The sequence below is a fragment of the Streptomyces sp. NPDC000878 genome, assembly GCF_053599695.1.
Genome location: NZ_JBSFMT010000017.1, coordinates 78,551 through 99,331 on the forward strand (window position 1 = coordinate 78,551; position 20,781 = coordinate 99,331).

General features: G+C 70.3%; 22 protein-coding genes. 8 read left to right on the plus strand and 14 right to left on the minus strand.

Features of this window, described 5'->3' with window-relative positions:
• Positions 1-6 precede the first annotated feature (6 nt).
• Complete coding sequence (locus tag ACWDR4_RS17825) at positions 7-216, minus strand: DUF397 domain-containing protein (protein ID WP_450409476.1); 210 nt, start codon at positions 214-216, stop codon at positions 7-9.
• Positions 213-1,082 carry a helix-turn-helix domain-containing protein gene (locus tag ACWDR4_RS17830; protein WP_450409478.1) on the minus strand — a complete coding sequence of 290 codons (870 nt, stop codon included), beginning with the start codon at positions 1,080-1,082 and terminating at the stop codon, positions 213-215. Before ACWDR4_RS17830 ends, ACWDR4_RS17825 begins: the two co-directional genes overlap by 4 nt.
• A 203-nt stretch (positions 1,083-1,285) precedes the next feature.
• Between ACWDR4_RS17830 and ACWDR4_RS17835 the strand changes: the two genes are divergently transcribed.
• The 7 genes from ACWDR4_RS17835 to ACWDR4_RS17865 all read left to right on the plus strand — a co-directional run bounded on the left by ACWDR4_RS17835 (position 1,286) and on the right by ACWDR4_RS17865 (position 7,669).
• Positions 1,286-1,699, plus strand: a complete 414-nt coding sequence (locus ACWDR4_RS17835; RefSeq protein WP_450409480.1) for an ATP-binding protein — start codon at positions 1,286-1,288, stop codon at positions 1,697-1,699.
• Positions 1,687-2,013: a hypothetical protein gene (locus tag ACWDR4_RS17840; protein WP_450409482.1), complete on the plus strand. Its 327-nt coding sequence runs from the start codon at positions 1,687-1,689 to the stop codon at positions 2,011-2,013. Before ACWDR4_RS17835 ends, ACWDR4_RS17840 begins: the two co-directional genes overlap by 13 nt.
• A gap of 45 nt (positions 2,014-2,058) precedes the next feature.
• A complete protein-coding gene (locus ACWDR4_RS17845) occupies positions 2,059-2,388 on the plus strand; it encodes a hypothetical protein (RefSeq protein WP_450409484.1) in 330 nt (109 codons plus the stop codon).
• A gap of 322 nt (positions 2,389-2,710) precedes the next feature.
• Positions 2,711-3,937: an acyltransferase family protein gene (locus tag ACWDR4_RS17850; protein WP_450409486.1), complete on the plus strand. Its 1,227-nt coding sequence runs from the start codon at positions 2,711-2,713 to the stop codon at positions 3,935-3,937.
• A gap of 204 nt (positions 3,938-4,141) precedes the next feature.
• A complete protein-coding gene (locus tag ACWDR4_RS17855) occupies positions 4,142-5,608 on the plus strand; it encodes a Tat pathway signal sequence domain protein (protein ID WP_450409487.1) in 1,467 nt (488 codons plus the stop codon).
• 90 nt (positions 5,609-5,698) lie between these two features.
• Positions 5,699-6,136: an AfsA-related hotdog domain-containing protein gene (locus tag ACWDR4_RS17860; RefSeq protein ID WP_450409489.1), complete on the plus strand. Its 438-nt coding sequence runs from the start codon at positions 5,699-5,701 to the stop codon at positions 6,134-6,136.
• Between the two features lie 165 nt (positions 6,137-6,301).
• On the plus strand, positions 6,302-7,669 hold the full coding sequence (locus tag ACWDR4_RS17865) for an AMP-binding protein (protein ID WP_450409490.1): 1,368 nt from the start codon (positions 6,302-6,304) through the stop codon (positions 7,667-7,669).
• On the opposite strand, the gene metF is transcribed toward ACWDR4_RS17865, so the two are convergent.
• The 12 genes from metF to ACWDR4_RS17925 all read right to left on the minus strand — a co-directional run bounded on the left by metF (position 7,644) and on the right by ACWDR4_RS17925 (position 19,767).
• Positions 7,644-8,588 carry a methylenetetrahydrofolate reductase [NAD(P)H] gene (metF, locus tag ACWDR4_RS17870; RefSeq protein ID WP_450409492.1) on the minus strand — a complete coding sequence of 315 codons (945 nt, stop codon included), beginning with the start codon at positions 8,586-8,588 and terminating at the stop codon, positions 7,644-7,646. The two genes, ACWDR4_RS17865 and metF, sit on opposite strands and share 26 nt — an antisense overlap.
• Positions 8,585-9,568: a carbohydrate kinase family protein gene (locus tag ACWDR4_RS17875; RefSeq protein WP_450409493.1), complete on the minus strand. Its 984-nt coding sequence runs from the start codon at positions 9,566-9,568 to the stop codon at positions 8,585-8,587. Before ACWDR4_RS17875 ends, metF begins: the two co-directional genes overlap by 4 nt.
• Before the next feature lie 51 nt (positions 9,569-9,619).
• Positions 9,620-10,783, minus strand: a complete 1,164-nt coding sequence (gene metK / locus ACWDR4_RS17880) for a methionine adenosyltransferase (protein WP_450409494.1) — start codon at positions 10,781-10,783, stop codon at positions 9,620-9,622.
• 50 nt (positions 10,784-10,833) lie between these two features.
• Complete coding sequence (locus ACWDR4_RS17885) at positions 10,834-11,625, minus strand: S-methyl-5'-thioadenosine phosphorylase (protein WP_450409496.1); 792 nt, start codon at positions 11,623-11,625, stop codon at positions 10,834-10,836.
• A 60-nt stretch (positions 11,626-11,685) separates the two neighbouring features.
• On the minus strand, positions 11,686-12,861 hold the full coding sequence (locus tag ACWDR4_RS17890) for an aminotransferase class I/II-fold pyridoxal phosphate-dependent enzyme (RefSeq protein WP_450409498.1): 1,176 nt from the start codon (positions 12,859-12,861) through the stop codon (positions 11,686-11,688).
• The gene (gene mtnC / locus ACWDR4_RS17895) at positions 12,858-13,571 is read right to left on the minus strand and encodes an acireductone synthase (RefSeq protein ID WP_450409499.1); all 714 of its coding nucleotides are present in this window, start codon (positions 13,569-13,571) and stop codon (positions 12,858-12,860) included. The genes ACWDR4_RS17890 and mtnC overlap by 4 nt, the downstream gene beginning before the upstream one ends.
• The gene (locus ACWDR4_RS17900; protein WP_450409501.1) at positions 13,568-14,146 is read right to left on the minus strand and encodes a 1,2-dihydroxy-3-keto-5-methylthiopentene dioxygenase; all 579 of its coding nucleotides are present in this window, start codon (positions 14,144-14,146) and stop codon (positions 13,568-13,570) included. The genes mtnC and ACWDR4_RS17900 overlap by 4 nt, the downstream gene beginning before the upstream one ends.
• The gene (locus ACWDR4_RS17905; RefSeq protein WP_450409594.1) at positions 14,143-14,736 is read right to left on the minus strand and encodes a class II aldolase/adducin family protein; all 594 of its coding nucleotides are present in this window, start codon (positions 14,734-14,736) and stop codon (positions 14,143-14,145) included. Before ACWDR4_RS17905 ends, ACWDR4_RS17900 begins: the two co-directional genes overlap by 4 nt.
• Positions 14,696-16,402, minus strand: coding sequence for an S-methyl-5-thioribose-1-phosphate isomerase (gene mtnA / locus ACWDR4_RS17910; protein WP_450409503.1), 1,707 nt, complete (start codon positions 16,400-16,402; stop codon positions 14,696-14,698). The genes ACWDR4_RS17905 and mtnA overlap by 41 nt, the downstream gene beginning before the upstream one ends.
• An 86-nt stretch (positions 16,403-16,488) precedes the next feature.
• Positions 16,489-17,505, minus strand: coding sequence for a hypothetical protein (locus ACWDR4_RS17915; RefSeq protein ID WP_450409505.1), 1,017 nt, complete (start codon positions 17,503-17,505; stop codon positions 16,489-16,491).
• A gap of 69 nt (positions 17,506-17,574) precedes the next feature.
• Positions 17,575-18,543 carry a hypothetical protein gene (locus tag ACWDR4_RS17920; RefSeq protein ID WP_450409507.1) on the minus strand — a complete coding sequence of 323 codons (969 nt, stop codon included), beginning with the start codon at positions 18,541-18,543 and terminating at the stop codon, positions 17,575-17,577.
• 261 nt (positions 18,544-18,804) lie between these two features.
• Positions 18,805-19,767, minus strand: a complete 963-nt coding sequence (locus ACWDR4_RS17925) for a DMT family transporter (RefSeq protein ID WP_450409509.1) — start codon at positions 19,765-19,767, stop codon at positions 18,805-18,807.
• Positions 19,768-19,916: 149 nt separating this feature from the next.
• On the opposite strand from ACWDR4_RS17925, the gene ACWDR4_RS17930 reads away from it, so the two are divergent.
• Entirely contained in the window at positions 19,917-20,462 is a 546-nt protein-coding gene (locus tag ACWDR4_RS17930) for a TetR/AcrR family transcriptional regulator (RefSeq protein ID WP_450409512.1), read from the plus strand.
• Positions 20,463-20,781: the final 319 nt, after the last annotated feature.

Sequence of the window (20,781 nt, forward strand, 5' to 3'; positions counted from 1 at the left end):
CGCGAATCAGCCCTGAGTGGCCCGACCGAACCCCTCGGACTTGGCACCGCCGAGGAAGCCGTGCCAGCTGCCGGGGCTGAAGGTGAGCATCGGTTGGGCCGGGTCCTTGCTGTCGCGCACGGCTCGGGCGCCGGTGGCGGTGTCGGCGACCTCTACGCAGTTGTTCTCCTGTCCGGAGTACGACGACTTCCGGAAGGGGCCGATCGGTTCGGTCACTTTGTGTCTTCCTCGGTGGTCCGCAGTACGCGCCGGATGAGTCGCGCGGTCGCGTCCGGCGCCAGTGCTGCCGATCGTAGTAGGTCGAACGCATTGGCGTAAGCGGCAAGGTCCTCGGCGCTCTCCAGGACCGACGTGCCCCTCAGGTTGTCCAACGTCACCGCTTCGACGGTCGGTTCGGAATCGAAACTGAAGGAGGAGAAGGCGGAGGTCGATCCTGCCAACACCCCTGCGGTGAGCGGCAGTACCTGCACTGTCACGTTCTGCCTCTTGCTCACCTCAAGGAGCGAGGCCAGCTGTTCCCGGTGGACCGCGACATTCACCAAGGGCTGAGTGATGACGGATTCCCAGAGGATGGCGGTGTACGTTGCTCCGCCCTCACCGATCTTCGCCTGACGCCCCTCCCGGGCCTTCACCAAGTGGATGACCCGGTCGGGAGCAACGTAGTTGGGCCCCATGGTGATGACGGCTTCCGCGTAAGCGGGAGTTTGCAGGAGGCCGGGGAACAGCACCGGCTGCCACTCCCGGATGTAGGTCGCGTCGTCCTCCAGCGCGATGTGGTCGAGGTAGTCCGGCCGTAGGTGCGCGGAGTGCTCTAGCCACCAGCCACGGTGACCGCTGTTCTTCGCGAGCCACACAAGGTGCTCGCGTTCCTTCTCGTCGGCGACGCCGTACCTGTCGAGGAGCAGGAGGACTTCCGCCGGCTTCGCCGTGGTGATGCCGTCCTCCATGCGGCTGATCTTGGATCGCGATCCGTAGATGAAGGCAGCCGCCTGCGCCTGATCGAAACCGGCGTTCACCCTGTGCTGCTGCATCTTGCGGCCGAACCGCCTGCTGCGCACCGTCGGCTTCCCACCTGCGGGCATGTCGCCGCCTCCATCTCCTGGTCGTACGGGCTGCCAAGTCTGCTCGCTCTGCGGGCACTTGTAGGCCAGCTTCACTCGATAGTGGCATCTTATGCACGTGTGCATCAGATTCGATTGCGTGAGTTGAGATGCGAGACCTAGCCTCGGTGCACGTGCACCGCCGCACGGCGTGCATGTGACCGAGCGTCAGGGGGTACTCCGCCATGCCCGAACCCACCACCTTCCGCATCCCCAAGCACCCCAGAAACGTCCCCGAAGCCCGAGCCCAGGTCCGCAAGGCCCTCGCCGACTGGGGCCTGCCCCCTGAACTCGCCGCCGACGTCGCCCTCGTGGCCACGGAGTTCGTCACCAACTCCGTACGGCACTGCGAGGTGACCTTCTCCCTGGTCGAGGTCACCCTGTCCCTCCAGGGCACCCAACTCCTCCTGGAGGTCTCCGACCCCGACAAGGAGAAGACCCCTGCACCCCGCACCGCCGGTCAACAGGACGAGGACGGACGCGGGTTGGCAGTCATCGCAGCCCTGGCCGGCCAATGGGGATACGACCTGCGCCGGTACACCAAGTGCGCCTGGGCCACCTTCCCCCTGCCGGAAGTCGCCCCCGCATGCTCCGGCTGACGGCCCGACTGCTCACCAGCCTGGCCGCGTTACTCCGCCCCCACCCATCAGCCCCCACACCCACACTCACCCAGCCCCCACGCACCCCGGACCCGTACGTCTGGACCCTCCCCAACCCCCACCACGCCCGCTGGCGCCGCTGGCACCGCCGCACGCAGCACACCCCACCCCAGGACCGAACCTCCCCACTCCTCCCCGAAGAACCCTGCTGGCAGCAACCCGCACACCCCCCGCCCCGCCGCCCCCTGAACCGGACACCGCACGACGACCCCGTACGCCTCTACGTGCTCCAGGCCCTGGGCGAGGAGTGGTGAACTCCGGGGATCTAGGCTGCGGTCAGGGGCGATTGGAGTGCCGGAATGGGTTTTGAGGGACAGGTCTGGCGCCTGGAGCGGGACCAGCAGCTCCTCGGCGAGATCCTGATCGACGACGCCGACTTCCCCTGGCTCAGTGGCCGCTTCGCCCCCGAGCCGGCGTTCGCCGAGGTCGAGCCCTGGTTCGTCGAGCTGCTCGCGCTGGTCGAGACGGAGGAGCACGAGCGGTTCGACGGCGCGTACGATCGGATCGCCCGGGCCCTGACTCTGGTGTCGCCGTCGGGCCCCGTCGCGGAATTCCTCCTGCATGTCCAGGGCGATCAGGCCTGGTTCCGCTGGAGCGATGAACCCTTCGACGAGCAAGGCGAACCGTAGGGCGCCAGTCGCCCGCACGTCCCCCCGACGGCGACAGCAACAGGAACAGAACCTTCCGTATCCCGTCGAAAACCGATCCCTTTCGCTCTACAACCCTTGATCTGACCCAGAAGTCTCTTTGCGTGAACCATGAGGTTCTACGGTGTTCGCGGGTTTGCCGTGACTGTCGAGGGGCAAGCGCTCGCCGTTCCGCTGTCGGCCGCTGTCGCCGTTCCAGGGGCGCAGACGGTCGGTGCGGGCGAGCTTTCCGATGGGGGTTGCACAGGTGTCGATGCAGGGTGCGGACAGCGGTCCGCCTATGCGGGGGCGGATCTCGGACGGGATGCAGAAGACGATCCCGTCACCACGCCAGCCTCTCCCGCCCGTCGCGACCGAGCACGCGACCGACCACTCGTCGGCGCCCGCGCCGGGGCATACCGGTGCGACGACGCGTAACCCCACCCGGTCCACGGCGAAGCACGCCGCCATCCAGGGCCGCGGAGACCGCCGCCTCTACGCCCTCGACGGGCTCCGCCTGCTCGCGGCCATCGTGGTCGCCATGCACCACTACATCGGAACCTGGCGGGTCGACCAGCCCGGCAACCTCATCTGGGGCCGGCCGGTGTCCGACATCATGCCGAACTGGTTCCGGATCTCCGCCTACGGCTGGATCGGCGTCGAGATCTTCTTCGTGATCAGCGGCTTCGTTATCTGTATGTCGTGCTGGGGCCGCACCCCCCGCCAGTTCTTCACCTCCCGCGTGATCCGGCTCTACCCGGCGTACTGGTTCGCCATCGTCTTCACCACCGCCGTCGTGGTGGTTCTGCCCGGTGTGTGGGAGCGGAAGCAGGCGCGCGAGATCCTGCTCAACTTCACGATGCTCCAGTCGGGTTCGGGCGTCGGGAACGTCGACCTCGTGTACTGGACCCTCTGGTCGGAGCTGCGCTTCTACCTCCTCTTCATGGCCGTCGTCGTGACCGGACTGACGTACCGCAAGGTCGTGGTGTTCTGCTGCCTCTGGGGCGCCGCCGCGATGATCGCCCCGGCCGCCGGCTTCCAGGTCCTGAACCTGATCGTCAACCCCGAGGGCGCCTGGTACTTCATCGCCGGCCTGGCCCTCTACCTCATGCACCGCTTCGGCCAGGACCTGCTCCTCTGGGGCATCGTCGGCATGGCCTGGCTGATGGGACAGCTGGAACTCGGGCACCGCATCGACACCGTCGAGAAGGTCTCCAGCTGGCGCGGCAGCGTGCTCATCTTCACCGTGTTCCTGCTGTTCATGGTCGCCGTCGCGCTCGGCTACACCGACCGCATCCGCTGGAAGTGGCTGGTCACGGCCGGTGCGCTGACGTACCCGTTCTATCTCGTGCACTACCTCGCCGGTACGGCGGTCATCAGCCGCCTGCGCGACACCATGGACCCCCGGCTCGTGGTCGTCTCCGTGATCACCGGCTTCCTCGTACTGAGCTGGCTGATCCACAAGTTCGTGGAAGCACCCCTGGCGCGGATGCTGAAACGGGGCCTGGACACGTCGTTCGCGCGACTGCGCAACGCCTCGTCCATGTCCTGACCGGCCGAACCGGCTGAACTGGCCGAACCGGCCGACCGCGCCCCCACCGCCGAAACCCCGGGTCACCCTCCTGGCCCGGGGTTTCTCGGCGTTCGCCGCCAGGCCAACCAGCGTGTGCTGCACGGGCGTTGACCCGCCTCGGGCGCACCAGCAGAATGAGCCCGCGCGTTCGTGAGAGCGCTCTCAGGCCACCAGAGGAGACCCATGGACGCCAGGTCCGACGGAGCAGGCACACGACGCCCCGCCCTCAGCCGCCGTATGCTCCTCGGGGCCGCGGCCCTCACCGTGGCGGCCTCCGGAACCGCCCACGCGGCCGTCAACCCGCCCTCCGTCAAAGGGACTTCGCCCGACACTGGGACGTCGGGATCCACCGGAACCTCCTCCGCCCAGCGCCGGGCCCACACCTTCCTCGCCGCCGCGATGGACGCCTACCCCGACCACGGCACCCTCCGGCTCACCCAGAGCTACACGGACCAGGCGGGCCTGTTCAGCACGGCGTTCACCTACGACAACGCCCTCGCGATCCTCGCCCACCTCGCTGTACGCACCGAGGCGGGCCGGGCCCGGGCCGTCGCCCTCGGGGACGCCCTGCTCTACGCGCAGGCCCACGACCCGGCGTACGACGACGGCAGACTCCGCCAGGCCTACAACGTCGGCCCGTACGTCTTCTTCGACGGCGTCACCCAGCCCGACGGCTTCGTACGCGCCGACGGCACCGCCAACGTCGGCACCCAGTTCGGGTTCACCGGCACCGCCGTGGGCGACATGGCCTGGGCCGGTATCGCGCTGAGCGCCCTCGCCCGCCGGACCGGCCGGCGCCGCTTCCTCGACGGCGCCGTACGGATCGGCACCTGGATCGAGGCGAACGCCCGCACCGAACAGCCCCTCGGCGGCTACAAGTTCGGCGTCGACGGCGCCAACGCGAAGCTCCCCTTCAGCTCGACCGAGCACAACACCGACCTGGTCTGCCTCTTCGGACGACTCGCCCTGCTCACCGGCGACCCGGTGTGGCGCCAACGGCGGGCGAGAGCAAGGGCGTTCGTAGAGAAGATGTGGGAGCCGGACGGAACAACGGCCGGGGTGTCAGGCGGCTTCTTCTACACGGGCACCAACGACGGCGTGACCGTCAACAGGTCCCCGATCCCCGAGGACACCCAGACCTGGACCCACCTCGCCCTCAACTCCCGTGCACAGCACAGCCGTTACTCCCGCTCATTGGACTGGGCCGCCACCGAACTCGCCGTCCTGGACCGCTCCGACCGCACCAACAGCACAGTCCCCGCAGGCCAGTCGTACGAGGGAGTCACCTTCAGCTCCGCGAGCCTGCTGGCGAACGAGGACGCGCCCATCGCCGAGTTCCAGCCCAAGCCGGACCGCAACGGCGTCTGGTTCGAAGGGACCGCGCACCTTGCCCTCGCCCTCCGCGACCGCGCCGGCCACGGCGACGAGGCACGCGCCCACCGGCTGATCGCCTCGGTCGAACGGGCCCAGGAACTCCTCGGCACCGCCCAGACCGTCGGCAGCCGCGCCCTGCCCGAACGCGCCGGTGTCGTCTCGGCGACCAGCCCCCTCGACACCGGCTTCGGCTTCGGCTACTACCCGTACCGCCACACGGGCGCCACCGCCTGGTACCTGCTGGCGGCCACCCGCACGAACCCCCTGCGGGTGTGACTCCCACTCCACCGCGGGCTGCGCGAGGGCCGCCCCACCACGGTCGACCGTCCCCTGCCGACGCCGGTGGACCCGGCCGGGGTGGGCCACATGGACCCGGGCAACGTTCTGCTCGCCGCCCCCACCCGGACCGGCGAGAACCGCTGGGCGAACAGATGGGAACTCCGGGTCGACACCGGCCACCCCATCCTCTTCGACCACCTCGTCGACCACGTCCCCGGCATGCTGTTGATCGAGGCCGCCAGGCAAGCGGCCCGAGCCGCGACCGGCCGCCCCGACGCGCTCCTCCTCGGCCTCGACGGCAGCTTCGCCCGGTACGCCGAACTCGACGCCCCCTGCTGGATCGAGGCCCGCGTCGCCCGCCCCGACTCCTTCGGTCCGGGCCCGGTCCAGGACCTCCGCGTCCATGTTCACGCCACGCAGCAGGGTCGGCGTGTCTTCGCCGCCGACCTGGTCCTGCGCGACCCGGCCGCTGACGAGGCCCGCCCCGCGGAACGCCGATTTCCGGCCCCGCTCGGCGACACGTGAATAGCGCGCGGGTTTCGTGGAACCTCTCTTCCGAAAGGCCGTTGCATGATGAACATGTTCATGGCGTTCGGGTCGCGTCGTTGCGAGCAACCCGGGTCGTGGCACGGTAATTGGGGGGATCTGTTGCGGAGTGCGGCCCGTACTTTCGAGGCGATTCGCCAGGAGATGTTGGGTTATGGCGCTGGTGACATCGATACATGGCGCGGCTTTTCCTGGCCGGATCTGACCGAATTCAACTGGGCCACCGACTGGTTCGACTCCATCGCGAGAGCGAATCATGATCCCGCTGTCATCTGGAGTGACAGGGACGGCGCGGAGCGGGAGATCACCTTTGACGGGTTGCGGGAGAATTCCGACCGCGCCGCCGGTTGGCTGGTCCGTCAGGGCGTGGGCTATGGCACCCGCGTCCTCATCGCGCTCGACGGCTGCGCCGCGCTCTGGGAGATTCAGCTGGCAGCACTGAAACTGGGAGCCGTCGTGGTGCCCGTCCCGGCGGACACGGGGGGCGGCGAACTACTGGACGTGATGGCCTTCTCCGGGGCCACCGTCCTCGTCGTCGGCGCCGAACTCGCCCAGGAGGTGCGGCCCGCCGCGACCTGGACCGGTATCAGCGTCGGGGGCCGTGTCGCCGGCTGGTCGTCCTACGAGGACTCCTACACGCACGCACCACGGCACCGGACGCACGGCGCGCGCAGTTCCCTCGCCCCCTTCCTCCTCGACCACTCCACGTCGGAGGCGGGCGGTGGCGTGCCGCGCGGCCGGCTGTACTCGCACTACGCCTGCACGGTCGGGCGGTTGACCGACCTGTGCTTCACCGGACTGGGACCGGGCGAACGGTATGTGACCGCGGCGCCCACCGGTTCGGTGGAGCACCTGTGCTTCAGCTTCCTGGGCCCCCTGACGGCCGGCGCGACCACGCTCCTGCTGAACGGCCCCGACGCCCGCTCCGTTGCCGCGGTGCGGAGACGGGCGGCCCGCGAAGGAGCCCAACGCGCCTATGTTCCCGCCGGGTTGCTCGGCGGCCCGCAGTCCTCGGAGGCGTCCGCCGGCTCCGCCGCCCCGCCCTCCGACGTGCGCATCCTCAGCTCGGTGAGCGCTGAGGAGCTGGCCCGCGCCGGCAACGGCTCCGGGGCGGAACTCGTGGCCCCCCTGTCCGCGCCGGCCCGGGACGTCCACTGGGGTGTCCGGCACCGGAACACCTCCATCGGCCTGATGGCGTCCCCCGCGCGGGACACGGTCGGCGGCGAACTGCGCGCGACGGCTCTGCCCGGCCATTCCCTGCGTATCGTCGCGTCCCCGTCCCAGCCGCCCGTACACGGTGGAGCGCCCGCCCACGGCGCGTGGCCCGCGCGGACCGGAGAGGTCTGGATCGACCTGAGCCAGTGGCCCTGGCCGGACGGCGACACCCCGCCTCCCGACCCCCACCCGCTCGCGATACCGGAGCCCGGCACCGGTTCGCTGCGTACGGGGCTGTTCGGGTGCCGACGGTCCGACGGCACCGTGGCGCTCATGTCGGCGCTGTTGTCGGCGTGAACTCCGGCCGGGCCGGGACACCATGGGTGAGGCCCAGGACGTCGCGGTGGATTCGTACCGCCGCCGAGGAGCGGTTGAGGGTGATGTAGTGCAGGCCCGGCGCTCCCTCGGCCAGGAGCCGCCGGGCCATCGCGGTGGCATGCGCGACGCCGACGCGCAGCCCCTCGTCGGGACGGTCGCGGGCCGCCTCCAGGCGCTGGGCCAGATCCTCCGGGAACGTGGCGTCGCTGAGTTCGGCGAACCTGCGGATCTGCCGTGTGTCCGTGGCGGGCATGATCTCCGGAATGATCGGGGTGTCGCAGCCCGCCGCGGCCACCCGGTCGCGAAGTCGCAGGTAGTCCTCCACCCGGAAGAACATCTGAGTGATGGCGTAGTCGGCGCCCGCCCGGCACTTCGCGACGAAGTGCCGGATGTCGCTCCGCCAGTCCGGGGAGCGTGGATGCCGTTCCGGGAAGGCGGCGACACCCACCCCGAAACCGCCCGACTCCTTCAGCAGGGCGACCAGTTCGTGCGCGTACCGCAGCCCCCGCGGGTGGGGCACCCAGAGCCCGCGCGGATCACCGGGCGGGTCGCCGCGCAGTGCCGGCACGTCCCGTACGCCCGCATCGGCGTACTGCCCGATGACCCGGCGCAGTTCCGTCACCGAGTGCCCCACGGCCGTCAGATGTGCCACCGGCCGCAGCGTCGTCTCGCGCACGATCCGCCGCGTCAGCTCCACGGTGCGGTCCCGGGAGGAGCCGCCCGCTCCGTAGGTGACCGAGACGAAGGAGGGCGCGAGCGGTTCGACGCGGCGGACGGTGTCCCAGAAGGCCCGCACACCCGCCTCGGTCCTCGGCGGGAACAGCTCGAAGGAGAAGGACGGCCGGCCCGGGGCCGGCAGGGCCAGCGGAGGGTGCGCCGGAGTGTGGTCCCCGGTCACGACACGTCCGCCAGCAGGGGCTCGACGTCCCGGACCGCGCCTCGGCCGTAGGCATGCTCCAGGCGGGCGACGAGATCGCCCGGCAGCAGCTTGTACTCCTGGGTGCCGACCGACTCCAGGACCACCGTGGCCAGCGCGCAGCCGAGCTGGGCCGCCCGCCGGTACGGCAGCTCCCACGCCACCCCGGCCAGGAACCCGGCCCGGAAGGCGTCGCCGACGCCGGTCGGGTCCGCGACCGTCCTGGGCTCGACCGCGGGGACGTCCAGCGGGGGCGAGTCGGCCGACAGCACGGACACGCCGTCGGCACCGCGTGTCACGATCCAGGTGCCGACCTTGTGCAGCACCTCGGCCGCGCTCCAGCCGGTGCGCCGCTGGAGCAGGGCCGCCTCGTACTCGTTGGTGAACAGCCAGCGGGCGCCGTCCACCAGGTGCCTGGTCTGCTCACCGGTGAGACGGGCGAGCTGCTGGGACGGGTCGGCCGCCACGTCCAGGTCCAGGGCGTGCGCCGTGGCGGTGTGCCGCAGCATCGCCTGGGGATCGTCGGCCCCGACCAGCACGAGGTCCAGGCCGCCGACGGCGCCCCGCACCTCGGCGAGGTCGATGTGCCGGGCCTCGGCCATGGCGCCCGCGTAGAAGGTGGCGATCTGGTTCTGGTCGGCGTCGGTGGTGCACACGAAACGCGCGGTGTGCAGCCTGTCGCTGATCCGTACCGCCGAGGTGTCGACACCGGCCGCCCGCAGACTTCGGCCGAGGTCGGCGAAGTCGGTGCCCGCGGCACCCACCAGGACGGGGCGCAGCCCGAGCCGGGCGAGCCCGAAGGTGATGTTGGCGCCGACGCCGCCGGGCCGGACGTCGAGCCGGTCGGCGAGAAAGGACAGGGACACACGGTCGAGCCGTCCCTCGATGAGCTGCTCGGCGAAGCGGCCGGGGAACACCAGCAGGTGGTCGGTCGCGACAGAACCAGTCACAGCGATGCGCACGGTGTACTCAACTCCTGTCGTCTGCCGTGGAGATCGGGCGGGGGCTGGGACTCAGGCCCCGGCCGCCTCGCGCAGGGCCGTGGCCCGGTCGGTGCGTTCCCAGGTGAACTCGGGCAGTTCGCGGCCGAAGTGACCGTACGCGGCGGTCCGGGCGTAGATCGGGCGGAGCAGGTCGAGGTCGCGGATGATCGCGGCCGGGCGCAGGTCGAAGACCTCGGTGACGGCCCGTTGGATCCGGGGTACCGGCACACACTCGGTGCCGAAGGTCTCGATGAACAGGCCGACCGGCTCGGCCCTGCCGATCGCGTACGCCACCTGGACCTCGCAGCGCGAGGCCAGACCGGCCGCGACGACGTTCTTGGCGACCCAGCGCATCGCGTACGCCGCCGAACGGTCCACCTTGGACGGGTCCTTGCCGGAGAAGGCGCCACCGCCATGGCGGGCCATGCCGCCGTACGTGTCGATGATGATCTTGCGGCCGGTGAGGCCCGCGTCGCCCATCGGGCCGCCGATCTCGAACCGGCCGGTGGGGTTGACCAGGAGTCGGTAGTCCTCGGTCTCCAGTTTGATGCCGTCGTCGAGCAGAGCCTTCAGCTCCGGTTCCACGACGTGCGCCCGGATGTCGGGGGCGAGCAGGGAGCGCAGGTCGATGTCGCCCGCGTGCTGCGAGGACACCACGACCGTGTCGAGGCGCAGTGCGCGGTCGCCGTCGTACTCGATGGTGACCTGCGTCTTGCCGTCGGGGCGCAGGTAGGGGATCGTGCCGTCCTTGCGGACCTCCGACAGACCCCGCGCCAGGCGGTGGGCGAGCCGGATGGGCAGGGGCATCAGTTCGGGGGTCTCGTCGGTGGCGTAGCCGAACATCAGGCCCTGGTCGCCCGCGCCGCCGGTGTCGACGCCCTGTGCGATGTCCGGGGACTGGGCGCCGATGGAGACGGAGACACCGCAGGAGGCGCCGTCGAAGCCCTTGGCGGAGGAGTCGTAGCCGATGTCGAGGATCTTCTCGCGGACCAGCGCCGGGATGTCCGTGTACGCCTCGGTCGTGACCTCGCCGGCCACATGTGCCTGGCCGGTGGTGACGAGGGTCTCGACGGCGACCCGGGACGTGGGGTCCTGGGCCAGTAACGCGTCGAGGACGGTGTCGCTGATCTGGTCGGCGATCTTGTCCGGGTGGCCCTCGGTGACCGACTCGGAGGTGAACAGGCGGCCGGGCATGGCAGAACTCCTTGTCAGCGGGGTGGGTTCGGGCGGGGAGGCGAAGTGGGTCACAGCGCTGTCGGTGCCAGTGAGCGGCAGGCGCACGAGGGGTGCGGAGGCAGGGCGGTGAGGGTGGCGGCGAGGACGTTCCGGAGCCGCTCGATGTTCTGCGTGAAGACGGCCATCACCTCCTCCTGCGTCACCCCCGTGCCCTCCTGGATGCCGGCGTCGAGGTCGGTGACCAGGCACAACGGCACGTAGCACAGGCCGAGTTCGCGGGCCAGCACCACTTCGGGATGGGCCGTCATCCCGACGATCGACCAGCCTTGCGCGGCGTACCACCGGGACTCGGCCCGGGTGGAGAAGCGCGGTCCCTGGACGACGACCTGGGTGCCGCCGTCGACGGCGGGCCAGCCGCCGCGGTCGGCCGCCTTGAGTGCGGTGGTGCGTCCTTCGGGGCAGTAGGGATCGGCGAACGAGGCGTGGGCGACCTCCGGCCCGTCGAAGTAGGTCTGCGCGCGCCCGCTGGTCCGGTCCACCAGTTGGTCGGGGACGACGAGGCTGCCCGGCGGGATCGCGGGGTCGAGGCTTCCCACGGCTCCGGTGCCCACCACCCGGGTGGCACCCAGCTCACGCAACGCCCACAGGTTGGCGCGGTAGTTGACGAGGTGGGGGGCGTGCTGGTGGGCGCGGCCGTGGCGGGGCAGGAAGGCTGTGGGGCGGCCGCCGAGCACGCCCACGGTGATCGGGTCGCTCACCGGGCCGTACGGGGTGTCCGGCTGGACGTCGTGGCCGTCGTCGAGGAGGGAGTAGATCCCGGATCCTCCGATGACGGCGATCTCGGCATGGGGTGTGTTCATGTCATCTCCGGCGGGGGATGCGAAGGAGGGAAAGGGGGATCGCCTCGCGCGGGCAGGGAGTCAGGCGTGTGCCCCCAGTCGCGCCACCGCCTCGGCGATCGTCCGGGGCGACTTGCAGAACGCGAAGCGCACCAGGGAGCCGTAGTGGTCCGGCCGTTCCGCGAAGACCTGCGTGGGAATGGCCACCACCCGGGCACGGCGGGCGAGGGCCCGGCAGTACTCCAGGGCGTCGGGCGTGTCGGTGCCGGCGATGTCGGCCTGGAGGAAGTAGCCGCCCTCGGCGGGCAGGACGGCCGGGCCGGCGGACCGCAGAGAGTCGGCGAGGGAGTCGCGGTTGGCCCGCAGCACCGCACGCAGGTCCGCCGTCCAGGGCTCGTACCGATCGAGCGCGAGCGCCACGGCGTCCTGCAGCGGAGCAGCGGTGGCATAGGTCGTGTACTGCTTCACGGCGCGCACCGCGGTCACCAGGTCCGCCGGGCCACAGGCCCAGCCGACCTTCCAGCCGGTCAGGCTGAAGGACTTCCCGGCGGACGACACCGTCAGTGTGCGGTCGGCCATCCCCTCGAAGGAGGCGAGCGCGTGATGCCGCCGCCCGTCGTGGACGAGGTACTCGTACACCTCGTCCACGACCGCCACGAGATCGTGACGCACACACACCTCGGCGATGTCCGCCAGCTCGTCGGCGGTGAACACCTTGCCGGTCGGATTGTGCGGGGTGTTCAGCAGCAGCACCCGGCAGGCGGGGGTCACCGCCGCCCGCAGCGCGTCGGGGTCGTAGGCGAAACCGTCCGGCCCGTGCCGCAGCGGAACATGTCGGCAGCGGGCGCCGGCGAGCCGGGCGGCGGCCGGGTAGGAGTCGTACGCCGGGTCGAAGACCAGTACCTCGTCGCCCGGCGCGCACAGGCCCAGTACGGCCGCGGTGACCGCCTCGGTGGCGCCGCTGGTGACCACGACGTCGGTCTCGGGGTCGTACGCCGTTCCGTGGCGGCGCAGGCGCTGGCGCGCGACGGCCTCGCGCAGTTTCGGGGTCCCGTTGAGCGGCGGGTACTGGTTGGAGCCGTGGACCAGGGCGTGCTGCGCGGCGGCCAGGACACCGTGCGGGCCGTCGTCCTCGGGGAAGCCCTGACCCAGGTTGACCGCTCCGGTGCGGACGGCCAGCTCGGTCATCTCCGCGAAGACGGAGGTCCCGAGTCCGGCTGCCCGGCTCGTCAGGCGGGAGGCGGATGCCGTGGTCATCGTTCCCGCCCCTCCGCGACGGACACCAGGTCCGGATGGACGGGATGGCCGTGCCCCTCGTCCCGGGCGGCGACCGTCCCGGACGGCTCCCGTGGCCGTCGGACCAGTGCGGTGCGCCAGCCCGCCGAGCGTGCCGCGTCCAGTTCGGCGACGGTGTCGGAGGCGAACAGGACGTCGTCCGGCGGCAGTCGGAGGAGGGCGGCGATGGTCCGGTAGGAGCCGGCCGCTGTCTTCGGGCCGGCACTGACGGTGTCGAAGTACTGGGTGAGCCGCCCCCGCAGATCGCCGTAGCGGGTGTGCTGGAACCACAGCCGCTGAGCCAGGACCGACCCGGAGGAGTAGATGTGGACCCGCACCCCTCGGTCCTGCCAGAGGGCCAGTGCCTCGACGGTGTCCGGGTAGACATGCCCGGTCAGCTCGCCCCGCGCATAACCCTCCGACCAGATCAGCCCCTGCAGCCGCTTCAGCGGCCCGGCCTTGCGGTCCTCGTCCGACCACCGCTCCAGCACCCGCACGGCGGCTTCGTCGCCGGTCACCGCAGTGTCCGGTATGTCGGCGACGTCGGACAGGATCCGTCGTACCTCGGGGGTGTCGCGGTGTGCCGTGACCCAGTCGGCCATCCGCCGACGGGCGTAGGGGAACAGCACGTCGTGGACCTGGGCCGTGGAGCTGGTGGTCCCCTCGATGTCCAGGACGACGGCGCCGGTCACGCCGGGGCCCGCAGGTCGTCGAGGCTCGGGAAACGCGCCGCGATGCTGTCCGGCAGGAAGCGGCCGACCCAGCCGTCCTCCTCCTGGAAGAAGCGGATGGCGGTGAAGTCGGGCCGCTCGCCCATGTCGAACCAGTGGACCGTCCGGCTGGGTACGGACAGCAGGTCTCCGGCCGTGCACACGGTCGCGTACACCCGGTTCCCGACGTGCAGGTAGAAGCAGCCGGAGCCCGCCACGAAGAAGCGCACCTCGTCCTCGTCGTGGAAGTGCTCCTCCAGGAACTTCTCGCGTGCCGCCCGCGCCTGCTCCGGCCAGCCCGGGTCCTCGGGGCGTGGAGTCAGACGCGCCACGTCGACGAGCCTGTAGTCGCCCTCCGCGGTGATGCGGTCGATGTGGCTGCGGTACGCCTCCAGGACGGTGTCGTCGTCGGCGCCGGCCGGCAGCCGACGGGCCGCGTGCCACCGCTCGATCCGCACACCGATCCCCATCAGCTCCGTGCGCACGACGTCCAGATCGGTGGAGCGCAGCAGCACCGTTCCGGGTGCGTCGTCGGGCATGATCTGCAGCAGTGTCATGGTGCAGCCTCCACGGGCTTCCTCGTCGTCCACGGCTCGCGGTCCGTGGTCAGCAGGGTCAGCCGGCTCAGTTCCTCGACGCATTCGAGCCGGTCGCGGGCCTGATCGAGATCACGGCCCCATACGGTCACGCCGTGGCGGTCGATGAGCAGGGCGGGCGGCACCCCGGGGCCCGACTCGGCGAGATACGACCGCACGTCGGCGGCGATGCGGGGCACGTCGGCCCAGTTGGCGAAGACCGGCACCACGACCCTTGAGGGGTCGCTGACCCCGAGCCCCTTGGCCAGCTCCAGCTCCTCGAAGCACACCCCGCCGGCCGGCTCGCCCGCGCCCCACAGCGTGGCGAGCGCGGTGGCGTACGGGGTGTGCGCGTGGACGACGGCACCGCAGTCGGGGACGTGCCGGTAGACCGCCAGATGGATCGAGGTCTCGGCCGACGGCCACTCGGTCTCGCCGGTCAGCGGCAGCCCCTCGAACGGGTCCGTCAGCACGGTGTCGTTCCTGGACATCGTGCGTTTCCTACGCCCACTGGCGGTGATGACGACCGCCTCACCGCAGCGCACCGAGAGGTTGCCCGACGTACCCGGCATCCAGCCCTGCTGGTACAGGGAACGGCAGGCGGCGGCGAGACGCCCGCGGTGCAGTTCGGCATCCTCGTCGAGGACAAGGGGTTTCACACCGGGTCTCCTTCCGGGACGGCCCGAGGGGCGGCGGGGGACAGCGGGCCGGGAACCGCGGGGGCCGCCGGGACGGTCCGCAGGGCGTGGACGGGTGTCGGCGCCAGGCGGGCGGCTCCCTCCAGAGCGGCGATCTCGCTGAGCACCGCGTAGCCCGTGACCGTGCCGCCGCACGCCTCCACCACCGCACGGGCGGCGGCGAGGGTGCCCCCGGTGGCGAGCACGTCGTCCACGACCAGCGCCCGGTGCCGAGCGAACCCGCGGGCAACTCCAGAGTGTCCGTGGAGTACTCGCTGCGGTACTGCACGGACTCCGTCCTGCCCGGCGTCCTGCCGGGCTTGCGGGCCAGCAGCAGTGGCAGTCCGGCCTCGACGGCGACCGCGGCGGCCAGGACAAAGCCCCGGGCCTCCACCCCGATCACGACGTCACAGCCGGCGCCGGCGCGCCGCACGATGTCGCGGGCCGCGGCCCTGAGCAGCCCCGGACAGCGGTAGACACCGGCCAGATCCTGGAAGAGGACGCCAGGGGAGGGGAAGTGGGTCACCACCTCGGTGTGCGCGGCCAGTTGCTCCGCCAGGCCGCCCGCCGGGGACGGCTCGCGCACTCCGTGCTCGGTGATCACCGCACTGATCAGGTCGTGCGGAGTCACATCGAACGCCGGGTTGTAGGCCGGTGTGCCGGGCGGGGCGACAGGCCGTCCGGCCAGTGTGGTGACCTCGTCGGGGTCGCGCTGTTCGATGGTGATGCCGTCGCCGGACGTGGTGGCCTCGTCCACCGTGTCCGACGTGGCCACGACGACGAAGGGGACGCCGTGGCGGGCGGCGGCCAGCGCCAGCGGATAGGTGCCGATCTTGTTGGCGACGTCACCGTTGGCCGTGACCCGGTCGGCGCCGACGACCACACAGTCGACGGTCCCCGACTTCAGGGCCGAGGCCGCCGCGCTGTCCGGGCACAGCCGCACGGGGATGCCGTCCCGCTGGAGCTCCCAGGCGGTGAGACGGGCCCCCTGCAGCAGCGGCCGGGTCTCGGTGGCCAGCACGTACTCGACGAGTCCGCGCTCGTGCAGGTCCCGGATGGCGCCGAGGGCGGTACCCCAGGCGACCGTCGCGAGGCTGCCGGTGTTGCAGTGGGTGAGGACGCGCAGTGGCCGGCGGCCTGTCGCCGCCAGCAGATACGCGGCGGCGTGACCGGCGGCGGCGCGATTGACACGCTCGTCCTCGTCCAGCAGCGCCCGCGCCTCGGCCAGGACGGCGTCCGCCCCGCCGTTGAGCACGGCGACGGCGCGCGCGACACCCCGGGAGAGGTTCACCGCGGTGGGCCGGCACCGGGCGATGCGGTCCGCGTCGGCGCGTACGGCGCTGACGTCGAGGAGGCCCGCGGTGGTGTGCCGGGCGGCGGAGAGCGCCACACCGAAGGCCCCGGCGACGGCGAGGGCCGGCGCCCCGCGCACGGCCAAGCCTGAGATGGCGTCGAGAAGTTCGTCGACCGTGGTGATGTCCAGGTGTTCATGGCGCCCGGGCAGCTTCCGCTGGTCGGTCACACGGAGGCGCCCGTCGATCCAGTCAAGTGAACGCGACACGAGAGTGCTCCCGAGAAGGGTGGGGGCGCCGGCTCCGCCCGCCCGGCGGGGGCTGGGCGGAGCCGGCGGGGAGAGGGAAGAGGGCGTCAGAGCTTGCGGGTCAGCTGGAAGACGACGGAGCCGTCGGCCGTGGTGCGCTCGGAGAGCACCTTCAGCCGGCCCGAGGCCTCCCGCAGGTGGCGGTACTCCTCCAGGGCGAACTTCAGGCAGTAGTTGGTGACGAAGATGCTGTCGTCCGCCGACTGCGAGCTGCGGATGCGCTCCGCGGTCACCGCCGCCATGGTCGGGGATCCGTCGGTGCCGAGGGAGAGCGGGACGAGATAGACGCCGTACTCGGAGTCGACGTGCGGACGGCTGCGCTCCAGGGCGATCTTGGAGAACCGGCGCATGAGGTCGTTCTGGTAGAAGTTGAAGATCGGGTGCCAGCCGCCGTCGGAGAGGATCTGCATCTCCGACAGGAAGAGATCGCCGGGCTCCAGGATGTTGTCCAGCATCCGGTTGATGGCCGACGGATGCTCGTTGCCCTCCTCGAAGCCCAGCATGGTCACCAGGTTCCGGACGCCCGGCACCCGGTACTCCCGGTCGCCCAGGTCCTCGAACAGTGTCTGCTGGTAGGTGAAGCGTTCCACCGGTAGGACGGAGGAGAGCTCGCTGCGCATCGTCTCCCGGGACGCCGGGTTGATGTCCACGCCGTTGTACTGGCGGATGTCCAGGCCGTGTTCGCGCAGGCTGCGCAGGATGTACTTGGTCTTGACCGGCTCGGGACCGAGTTCGGTGTACTGCAGCGGGGCGTCGCCCAGTTCGTCGGCGATGTCACCGAGTACCTGGTCCAGGGCGGTGGTCAGCGGGCGCCGGCGCAGGGCCGTGTTGCCGATCTGGCTGTCGGACAGACCGCGCTCGTTCAACGCCCACATCAGCCGGAAGACCTCTTCCAGGGCGGGGTCGGACTTAGCCGGGGCATCCCTGTGGTGGTACTTGTCCACGTTCTGCGGGATGGTGATGTCGCTTTCGGGGACGCGGAGGCAGGTGGCCAGCCCGCTGCGGATCTGGCTGACCAGGCTTACGCCGGGCTGGACGGGCGTGTCGAGAACCTGTTGGGTCATGTGAAATTCCTCCGGAATGAGAGCAGAATGGACCGTGGGGGGATTTCTGATTTCCGGTTCGGAGAGCGGTTACTGGAGGTCCGACCAGGTGATGGCAGGGCTTCCGGCGCGCAGGCTGAAATCCATGGATGGATTCCGGGCGGGCCATTTGAGGCGCAGCCAGTTCGGAATCGTGGCGGGAATTCCGTCGTCGCCCGCCAGATGCCAGAAGGTGTTGGAGTCCTGCTTGGCGAAATAGGGGCAGAACAGGGAGAGGACGAACGTCACCCGGCGCCCCGCGGTCACCGGAGTCACCGCGTGGTAGATGTGGCTGCCATGGATGAACAGCGTCGCGCCGATTTCGTCGCAGCGTGCTTCGTGGATACGGGGATCGTCCTCGGTCACGCCGTTGAATTCGTCGGTGCGGCCCTTGAAGTACGTGAACCTGCCGCCTTCGTAGCTGTCGGCGTCGTCCAGCTGGATGGTGAAGACGTAGTCCATCCCGTCGCGGTGCCACTTGGCTATCTCGCGGTCGCCCGTCTGCCGGCCCTCGAAGTAGTTGATCTGGACCGTCGGCGTGCGCAGCGGGTGCGGGATCAGGGGGACGCCGACCATGCGTGAGCAGGCCAGCAGGAAGGCGCGGTCGCGGATCATGTTGTGGATGAACGGCGACATCAGATCCGCGCTGCGTACCCGGCGGGTGACGATGAACTCACTGCTGCCGGCGTATGCCTCCAGCTTGTCGCACACCCCCTTCAGCTCCGTCACGCCTTCCGGGGTGAGGATCTGCGTGGGGCCCGCCATGGCCGTGTCGTCGATGACTCCGTATCCGCGGTTGAGTTCAGCGGTGTCGTAGCCGAACTCCTGGAGCTTGACGGTCGGATGCCGGACGTCCTGCAGCACTAATTCGCTGTCCCAGCGGGGTTCTGCGGGGATCTTTCCATCGTAGCGAGGCTTTCGGGCCCGAATCGCGTGGGCCAGCTGATCGAGTCCGGTGGCGGTCTTGGGAAGCTCCAGGGTCCCGTTCTTTCCGGTGCCCGAAGTGTCGTTGAGCGGCATTTCTTCTCCTTCGTCATGGGTAACGCAGACGAGGTATACCGACCGGTGTGGTTACACGCTAGGAGTGCATTGCTTCAGGTGTCAACCGCCGTTACTTGCGTAATCTTTTATTAACAGTGATGGTGCACTGAATTCGGGCGCGCGGAATCCCGTACGGTGATAAATGTCGCGCTGACGACAACGGAGTGCCGACGCGTGTGATGACAAAGGCCGCCGGGCGCCCGAATGTGCCGGGCGGAAAATGGCCCGGCCGTTGTGTCCTTATGTCGTGGCGTGGCGGGTTTCTTCCCCGTCGTCCTGGGCGGGCCGGGGTGTGGCCGGTTCGGCGACGACCCCCTTCCGGGTCCGGTCCGAGTGCACCAGTGCGACGCCGCCCAGACAGGCGGCGATGCCGACGCCGCTCACCAGGCTGATGGCGTCACCGAACATGAAGAAGCCCCAGACCAGGGTGGCCGGAGCGGTCAGATAGATGAGGGAGCTCACATAGGTGACTCCATGGCGTTTCAGGATGATCCAGTACAGGCCGTAGCCGCCCAGGGTGGACAGGGCGATCAGCCAGGCGATGGCCAGCCAGGCCTGCCCGGCCGTGGGCATGGCCGCCTGCCCGGTGCCCAGGCCGACCAGGGTGAAGAAGCACGCGCTCGCGCCGCACTGGACGGCCAGCGAGTCCATCAGGGGCGCCTGTGGCTTGGCCTTGCGCTCGATGAGCGTGGCCACGGTCAGCGCCACCATGCCGACGAAGGGGATCAGATACGCCCAGGCGGGTACGTCCGGGCGCAGCCCCAGATCGCCACTGATCACCACCGTGACACCGACGAGCCCGACACCGAGCCCCCACCACTGGCGCCCGGAGGCGCGCTCGCTGAGCAGCAGCCCGGCCAGAGCGCTCGCGCACACCGGCTGGAGCGCGTCGATCAGCGACACGATCCCGCTGGTAACGCCGAGCTGTACGGCGCCGAACATGCTGTAGAGGTAGACGCTCTGCGAGAACAGGCCGAGCAGGGCCTGGATCGCGACCTCGCTCCGGCTCATCCGGTGGCCCTTGATGACGAACTGGAGCAGCAGCAGGAAGGCCGCGACGGCGAGGAACCGCCACATCAGGATCGTCACGGCGCTGGACACGGCGGTACCCAGGCCGGCGCCGATGAATCCCGAGCTCCAGAGGACGACGAAGAGAGCCGCCACACCCGGCTCCCCTCGCATGGCATTGCCGAATCCAGTCATGGTGATCAGGCTCCCGCGAGGTATACAGACCGGTATAGCAACTGACGTAACCATACCGCTCGGTGTACCGTCAACATGTGGATGCCCTCAGTAGGACCCAAGGCCGGGCTGGCAGGCGCGGCAACGCGCAGCACCTGACGCCTGCCGGTGTGAGGATCCTCGAGACCGCGTCACGGCTCTTCTACGGGCTGGGGATCCGTGCGGTCGGCGTGGAGCTGATCGCAGAAGAGGCGGGCGTCACGAAGAAGACGCTCTACGACCGCTTCGGCTCGAAGGACGACCTGATCCTGGCCTACCTGCGAGCCCGCGACGGGCTGTGGCGGTCGACCCTGGTGAAGTACGTCAACGAGACCGACGGGCCACCCGAGGCGAAGCTCCTGGCGACCTTCGGTGCCCTCCACGACTGGATGCGCGAGCGCAATCCGCGGGGCTGCGCGTTCGTCAACGCCCATGTCGAGCTGCCGTCGGACCACCCCGGACAGGAGATCGCCCGGGAACAGAAGGCCTGGATGCTGGCCTACATGGAGGACCTGGCGGCGGAGGCCGGGATCAGGAGCCCCGACGCCCTCGCGGCACAGTTGCTGATCCTGCACGACGGGGCCTGCATCGCCAACTCCATGGGCTCGGTGGACGAGGCGGCGCGCCGCGCCGAGGAAATGGCGACGGTTCTGATCGAGCGGGCGCGGACCCGGTAGTCCGGGGAGGTCCGGAAAGCCGCTCGGGGCAACGGAATGTCCCCGGGGCGCGACACCTCACGACGGCCCCGCAGACGAAGACCCGCCCGGCGGAACGCCTGGCGCCCACCCCCGCCCCATAGGCCTTCGCTCGAACCGGCCCTTGCCCGGGCGCGGGCTGTGCCCTGACGAGTGGCTCTGGTCGTGGCTGCCGCCTTCCCGCCTGTTCGCCGGGCTCGGCTTCGCCGTGCACGGCTACCGTCCGCGGGCGTCCGCTGCCCTCGGGGCGAGCCGGCCGGTGCAGGCCGGCTCCACCCCGCCCGGGTCTGCCGGGGGTCTA